Source organism: Streptomyces sp., assembly GCF_031181705.1.
GTDB lineage: Bacteria > Actinomycetota > Actinomycetes > Streptomycetales > Streptomycetaceae > Streptomyces.
The window spans coordinates 23,723-29,982 of sequence record NZ_JAPSKN010000066.1; the positions used below are offsets into that span (position 1 = coordinate 23,723).

The 6,260-nt window shown below is 72.9% G+C and carries 8 protein-coding genes; 3 read left to right on the forward strand and 5 right to left on the reverse strand.

Annotated features, from left to right (window positions below; translation table 11 throughout):
• Positions 1–55 precede the first annotated feature (55 nt).
• Positions 56–679, forward strand: coding sequence for an HAD family hydrolase (locus tag RIN80_RS14995; protein ID WP_309096080.1), 624 nt, complete (start codon positions 56–58; stop codon positions 677–679).
• Here the strand turns inward: RIN80_RS14995 and RIN80_RS15000 are convergent.
• Entirely contained in the window at positions 658–906 is a 249-nt protein-coding gene (locus RIN80_RS15000) for a hypothetical protein (protein ID WP_309096081.1), read from the reverse strand. The genes RIN80_RS14995 and RIN80_RS15000 overlap by 22 nt on opposite strands.
• Positions 907–1,068: 162 nt before the next feature.
• Between RIN80_RS15000 and RIN80_RS15005 the strand changes: the two genes are divergently transcribed.
• A complete protein-coding gene (locus RIN80_RS15005) occupies positions 1,069–1,452 on the forward strand; it encodes a cold-shock protein (protein ID WP_010035896.1) in 384 nt (127 codons plus the stop codon).
• Between the two features lie 66 nt (positions 1,453–1,518).
• On the opposite strand, the gene RIN80_RS15010 is transcribed toward RIN80_RS15005, so the two are convergent.
• The 4 genes from RIN80_RS15010 to RIN80_RS15025 all read right to left on the reverse strand — a co-directional run bounded on the left by RIN80_RS15010 (position 1,519) and on the right by RIN80_RS15025 (position 5,021).
• Complete coding sequence (locus tag RIN80_RS15010) at positions 1,519–2,367, reverse strand: 1,4-dihydroxy-6-naphthoate synthase (protein WP_309096082.1); 849 nt, start codon at positions 2,365–2,367, stop codon at positions 1,519–1,521.
• Positions 2,357–3,082: a futalosine hydrolase gene (locus RIN80_RS15015; RefSeq protein ID WP_309096083.1), complete on the reverse strand. Its 726-nt coding sequence runs from the start codon at positions 3,080–3,082 to the stop codon at positions 2,357–2,359. Before RIN80_RS15015 ends, RIN80_RS15010 begins: the two co-directional genes overlap by 11 nt.
• Positions 3,052–3,525, reverse strand: a complete 474-nt coding sequence (locus RIN80_RS15020; RefSeq protein WP_309096084.1) for a DUF2771 domain-containing protein — start codon at positions 3,523–3,525, stop codon at positions 3,052–3,054. The genes RIN80_RS15015 and RIN80_RS15020 overlap by 31 nt, the downstream gene beginning before the upstream one ends.
• A gap of 62 nt (positions 3,526–3,587) precedes the next feature.
• On the reverse strand, positions 3,588–5,021 hold the full coding sequence (locus RIN80_RS15025) for an MFS transporter (RefSeq protein ID WP_309096088.1): 1,434 nt from the start codon (positions 5,019–5,021) through the stop codon (positions 3,588–3,590).
• Between the two features lie 250 nt (positions 5,022–5,271).
• On the opposite strand from RIN80_RS15025, the gene RIN80_RS15030 reads away from it, so the two are divergent.
• Positions 5,272–6,198, forward strand: a complete 927-nt coding sequence (locus RIN80_RS15030) for a DUF3027 domain-containing protein (protein WP_309096085.1) — start codon at positions 5,272–5,274, stop codon at positions 6,196–6,198.
• The last annotated feature ends 62 nt before the right edge of the window (positions 6,199–6,260 follow it).

Here is a 6,260-nt window from a genome sequence, read left to right on the forward strand (position 1 = left end):
CTAGGTGTGCGCCCGCTCACGGGCGGGCGTCTGCCGTTCACACCGGCTGGGCACAATGGCCCATATGGCATTCACCGTCGGCTTCGACCTCGACATGACCCTCATCGACTCCCGTCCCGGCATCCGCGCCTGCTACCAGGCGCTGTCCGAGCGGACGGGGACCTACATCGACGCCGACCTGGCCGTCACCCGGCTCGGGCCGCCGCTGGCCGAGGAGCTGGTCAACTGGTTCCCGGCCGAGGAGGTGGAGGCCGTGGCGGACGAGTACCGGGCGATGTACCCGACGATCGCCATCGCGGCGACCCCGGCGCTGGCGGGCGCCCGGGAGGCCATCGCGGCGGTACGGCAGGCCGGCGGGCGGGCGATCGTCGTCACCGCCAAGTACGAGCCCAACGCCAAGCTGCACCTGGCCCACCTGGGCCTGGAGCCCGACGCGGTCATCGGCGACCTGTGGGCCGAGCAGAAGGCCGAGGCCCTGCGCGAGCACGGGGCGGCCGTCTACGTCGGCGACCACGTCGGGGACGTCCGCGGGGCCCGCACGGCCGGCGCCCTCTCCGTCGCCGTGGCGACCGGCCCCTGCTCCCCGGAGGAACTGCGCGCGGCGGGCGCGGACGTCGTCCTCACCGACCTGAGCGAATTCCCGGGGTGGCTTTCGGACTACCGCCCCGCGCGCGCCTGACGCCGGCCGGCCGCGACGGAACGCAGCACTCCCGCACCGGCCATCAGGAATCCGACCGCCATGAGCATGCTCAATCCGAACATGTACGTCGGAAAGGGTTCCGTTCCGAGGAACAGCGGGGCGACCGTGACCAGTGTGGCCACGGCGCCGATGAAGAAGACGACGGCTCCGGCACGGACCAGACGGTCACCGGGCGCGGCGGAATTCGTTTGGGTTTTGTCACGCACCCGACCAGGGTAGTTCCCAGCGCGAAGGAACAACCGGGTGACGTCTTGTCACCGGCTGCAAGAGCATTAGCCTTGGTACCGGCGGGTCGTACGACCCGCCCGAGTGCTATCAAGAGCCGTTTCAGAAGCAGTTTTCCGACGAGTACGAGGACGAGGACAGACGTGCCTACCGGCAAGGTCAAGTGGTTCAACAGCGAGAAGGGCTTCGGCTTTCTCTCCCGCGACGACGGCGGTGACGTCTTCGTCCATTCCTCGGTCCTCCCCGCCGGAGTCGAGACGCTCAAGCCGGGACAGCGCGTGGAGTTCGGGGTCGTGGCCGGACAGCGCGGCGACCAGGCGCTGTCCCTGACGATCCTGGACCCGACCCCGTCCGTGGCGGCGGCGACCCGCAAGAAGCCCGACGAGCTGGCCTCGATCGTCCAGGACCTGACGACGCTCCTGGAGAACATCACGCCGATGCTGGAGCGAGGCCGCTACCCCGAGAAGACCGCAGGCAAGAAGATCGCCGGCCTGCTGCGCGCGGTCGCCGACCAGCTGGACGTCTGAGGCCCAGGGCCTGTCGACCGCGCGTCTGCGGCGTGATCCAGACGACAGGCCCTGGGAGCCGCCGGCTCAGGGGAACCGCAGCGCGTCCGGGCCGAGGGGCGGTACGAGCCCCTCGGCCGCCGCGCGCGTCAGCAGTCCGCGCACCGCGGCGTAGCCGTCCTCGCCGAGGTCGGCGGTGAACTCGTTGACGTACAGCCCGATGTGCTGGTCGGCGACGGCCGGGTCCATCTCCTGGGCGTGCGCCATGACGTACGGCCGGGAGGCCTCCGGGTCGTCCCAGGCCGCCCGCACGGACGCCCGGACGGAGTCGGCCAGCAGTCGCAGCCGCTCCTCGCCCAGCGACCGCCTGGCGATGATCGCGCCGAGCGGGATGGGCAGCCCGGTGGTCTGCTCCCAGTGCTCGCCCATGTCGGCGAGCTTGTGCAGCCCGTAGGTGTGGTACGTGAAGCGCGCCTCGTGGATCACGAGCCCCGCGTCGACCTTCCCGTCCCGCACGGCCGGCATGATCTCGTGGAACGGCATGACGACGATCTCGCCGACCCCACCCGCCAGCGTGTCCGCGGCCCACAGCCGGAACAGCAGGTAGGCGGTGGACTTCTCGCTCGGCACCGCCACGGTCCGCCCCGTCAGGTCGACGCCCGCCTCCCGCGTCAGCACCAGCGGCCCGCAGCCCCGCCCCAGCGCGCCCCCGCAGGGCAGCAGGGCGTAGTCGTCGAGGACGTAGGGCAGTACCGCGTACGACACCTTCAGCACGTCGGACTCGCCGCGCTCGGCCATGCCGTTGGTGATGTCGATGTCGGCGAAGGTCACGTCGAGGGCGGGGGCGCCGGGGACGCGGCCGTGGGCCAGGGCGTCGAAGACGAACGTGTCGTTCGGGCAGGGCGAGTACGCGATCTGCAGCTGCTCAACTGTCATGCCGGTTCCAACTCTCCAGGACGGGCGCGAGCTTCCCGAACCCCTCCGTCAGGGCCGCCAGCGCGTCGGGAACGCGCCAGGCGTCCCGGTCCCTGGGGCCGACCGGATTGGAGACCGCGCGGATCTCCAGCACGGGCACGCCCTGCGCGACGGCGGCCTCGGCGACCCCGAATCCCTCCATGGCCTCGGCGAGGGCGGTCGGGTGCCGCTCACGCAGGGCGGCGGCCCGGGTGGCCGTCCCGGTCACGGTGGACACGGTGAGCACGGCCCCGGCCCGGGCCCCGGTGGCCTCGGCGACCCGCCGCACGAGCTTTGGGGGCGGCCGGTGGCGGACGGTCCCGAACCCCAGCTCGGTGACCGGGAGGAACCCGTCCTCGGTCTCCGCCCCCAGATCCGCCGCGACGACCTCGTCGGCGACGACCAGCGACCCCACGGGCGCCTCGGGCTGGAACCCGCCCCCGATCCCGGCGGACACGACGAGGTCGTAGGGCCTGTCCTGAAGGGCGGCGGCGGTGAGGGCGGAGGCGGTGGAGGCGGCGGCAAGCGCGGGCCCGACACCGACGGCGACCGTGTCGAGCCGAGCCCCGCTGCCGCCGTGGGCGACCGCGAGGCCCGCCGCCACCGCGTCCCTCTCCACGGGAACCGCGGTGGCGATCAGCACCCGGCGAGGCCCGGCGGCAGCGATCAGGCGTCCTTCTTCAGCTTGAAGTTCCACAGACCCGAGGGCTCCTTGTCGCCCTCCTTGATGGAGACCAGCGTCGAGTTGCCCTGCGCGCCGTACTGGGCGTTGAAGAACACGCTGCCCGGAATGGTGCGGTACGTCTTCTTGCTGGCGTCGGTCAGCGGCTGACCGTTCATCAGGATCGTCCAGCCCTTGTCGGCGATCTCCGGGTCGACACCGAACCGGACGGTCTCGTCCGGGTCGACGGAGATGCTCTTGACGCCCTTGTCCTTCAGGCACTGCGTGAGGTCGGACTGCTTCAGCGCGTCGCCCTCACCACCACAGGTGGCCTCGGTGTTCACCGAGTCGCTGCCCACGGTGACCGTGGCCATCGGCGTCGGCTTGTCACAGGCCGACAGGACGAGCAGTCCGGCGGATACGACACCGGCGACGGCGACGGCGCGGCGGCGTCGCACAGCGGATTGCAACGTGTTCATGGCGGAAGGCTATCGGGCCTGCCGGGCGGAGCTCCCACGCGGGGTGTGACGTGACCGCGTGGTTACGCCACACGCGCCCGCCCCGAGCCCCCGCGCCGCGCCGAGCCGATCAGCCCCCGGACGGTCGCCAGCCACCCGGCGCCGACGATCGCCGCCCCCACCGCGAGCCCGAGCGTGCCGTTGAGGGGCATGGCGATGCCGACCGCCCCGCCCAGCACCCAGGACATCTGCAGCAGCGTCTCGGAACGGGCGAAGGCCGAGGTCCGCACCAGTTCGGGCACGTCCCGCTGGATCAGCGCGTCCAGGGACAGCTTGGCCAGGGCCTGCGCGAAACCGGCGATCGCGGCCAGGCCGGCGACCAGGACCGCGCTGAAGAACACCGCGGCCGTGAGCGCCGCGCCCAGCACGCACGCCACGACCGTCACGATGATGATCTCCGGCGCCCGGGAGCGCAGCCACGCCCCGACCGCCGTGCCGAGGGCGTTGCCCGCGCCCGCGGAGACGCCCACTATCCCCAGGGACACGGCGGCGCTCTGGCCGGAGATCGGGTGCTCGCGCAGCAGGAAGGCGAGGAAGAAGATCAGGAAGCCGGTGAGGCAGCGGATGGAGGCGTTGGCGCCCAGGGCGTGGGTGACGGCCGGCCCGACCGTGCGCAGCCCGGGGCGCTTGACCGGTTTGCGGTGCGGCCCGTGCAGGTGCTGTTCGTCCGCCGCCAGCAGGGCCCGGTCCTCGCCCTTGGCGGAGTCGACCTTCGGCGGCAGCGTGAACGACAGGACCGTCCCGGCCACGAAGATCAGGAAGGCGCCGTAGAGCGGCCAGCGCGGTCCGATCTGCTGGAGGCCGGCGCCGATGGGCGCGGCGACGCCGGTGGCCAGCAGGCCGCCCAGGGTGACCCGCGAGTTGGCCTTCACCAGGGAGAAACCCGGTGGCAGCAGCCGCGGCACGACGGCGCTTCTGACCACGCCGTACGCCTTCGACGCGACGAGCACGCCGAGCGCGGCCGGGTACAGCTGCAGGCTGCCGCTGACCACCGCGCCGGACAGGACCAGCGCGAGCAGCGCCCGGGCCAGCATCGCCCCGGCCATCGCGGCCCGGCGGCCGTGCGGGATGCGGTCGAGGAGCGGGCCGATCACCGGCGCGAGGAGCGTGAAGGGCGCCATGGTGATGGCGAGGTACAGCGCGACGCGCCCGCGGGCCTCGTCGGTCGGGACGGAGAAGAAGACGGTCGAGGCGAGGGCGACGGTGATCATCACGTCGCCGGCGCCGTTCACGCCGTGCAGTTCGATCAGCTTGCCCAGGCCGGACTCGCCGGCGCCGTGCGCGTGGGTGGCCTTGCGGATGCCGCGCGCCGTGCCGGTCACCGGGAAGTGCAGGGCACGGCCGACCGCGCGGAGGGGGCCGCCCAGACGGCCCGGTCCGCTCGGTCGGCTGCTTCCCTTGATCCCTTTCGACCCACCGGTCCCGGTGGCGTCCTGGGGCGTCTTCGCGGCTGCCACGACGTCATAGTGCCCCGAGAACGCGGTGGGTAGTGCCATTACCGCTTGTATAGGGCCTGTGGGGTGACTGTCCGGGTTGTCGCTCGGGGAACCGGTCGGTGTACGCGAAGCGGGGCGGAAGGGTAGCGTGCGTATCTCAGCCATCCCGCAGAATGGATGAAGGACGTCGACGCGGTCCCCTGGTCCGCTCCGTCCGCCTTGGCGCTGGGAGTGGCGCACTCGAGACGGCGTATGGAGAGAAGCGATACCTGTGAGCGCAGCGACAACGCGAAGCCGCACCCCCGACCGTCTGTGCGCCGAGGCCGTCGACCTCGCGCGTGCCGCTGCCGAGGAGGCCGCCGCGCCCGGGATCGTCGGTGAGCACGTGGGCGTGGTCTCCGAGGGCGACCGCGTCGTGACGCACTTCTTCGCCTGCCGCGAGCTCGGCTACCGGGGCTGGCGCTGGGCCGTGACGGTGGCCCGGGCCTCCCGCGCGAAGGTCGTCACGGTGGACGAGGCGGTGCTGCTGCCCGGCCCGGACGCGGTGCTCGCGCCCGAGTGGGTGCCGTGGAGCGAGCGGTTGCGCCCCGGCGACATGGGGCCGGGCGACCTGCTGCCGACGGACGCCGAGGACCTGCGCCTGGAGCCCGGCTACTCGGGCGAGGACGAGCCGGCGCCGAACTCGGCGGTGTCCCACGAGATGGCCGACCTGGTGGAGGCCGAGGACGCGGACGTCACCGAGGGGCCCCCGGCCCGCCTGCCGGTCTCGCCCTCCCGCGGCTCCATCGCGGCGGTCGCCGAGGAACTGGGCATGCGCCGGGCCCGCGTCCTGTCCCGCTACGGCCTGCACAGCGCGGCCGACCGCTGGGAGGAGGCGTTCGGCCCCAAGACCCCCATGGCCCAGTCGGCCCCGGCGGCCTGTGTCAGCTGCGGCTTCCTCGTCCCCGTCGGCGGCTCCCTGGGGCAGGCCTTCGGCGTCTGCGCCAACGAGTTCTCCCCGGCCGACGGCCGCGTGGTCTCCCTGGCCTACGGCTGCGGCGGCCACTCCGAGGCCGCCGTCATGCCCCGCCCGCCGCAGCCGGCTCCGCCGGTCATCGACGAGACGCGGGTGGATCCGTTCCCGCTGCGTCCGGCTTCGGACTCGGGGTCCGTGCCGGACGCGGAGGACGAGTCGGTGGCGGAGCTGGGGCACTCGTAGCCGCTGGGTCGGGGGGCTTTGCGGGGTGCGGTGCTTCGGGCGTCGCGGCCGTGGCGGGGTGG

Bases quoted from the DNA above. Each gene is read 5' to 3' on its own strand.
- RIN80_RS15020 (WP_309096084.1), bottom strand. From the start codon at position 3,525: ATGAACACGTTGCAATCCGCTGTGCGACGCCGCCGCGCCGTCGCCGTC.
- RIN80_RS14995 (WP_309096080.1), top strand. From the start codon at position 56: ATGGCCCATATGGCATTCACCGTCGGCTTCGACCTCGACATGACCCTC.
- RIN80_RS15010 (WP_309096082.1), bottom strand. From the start codon at position 2,367: ATGACAGTTGAGCAGCTGCAGATCGCGTACTCGCCCTGCCCGAACGAC.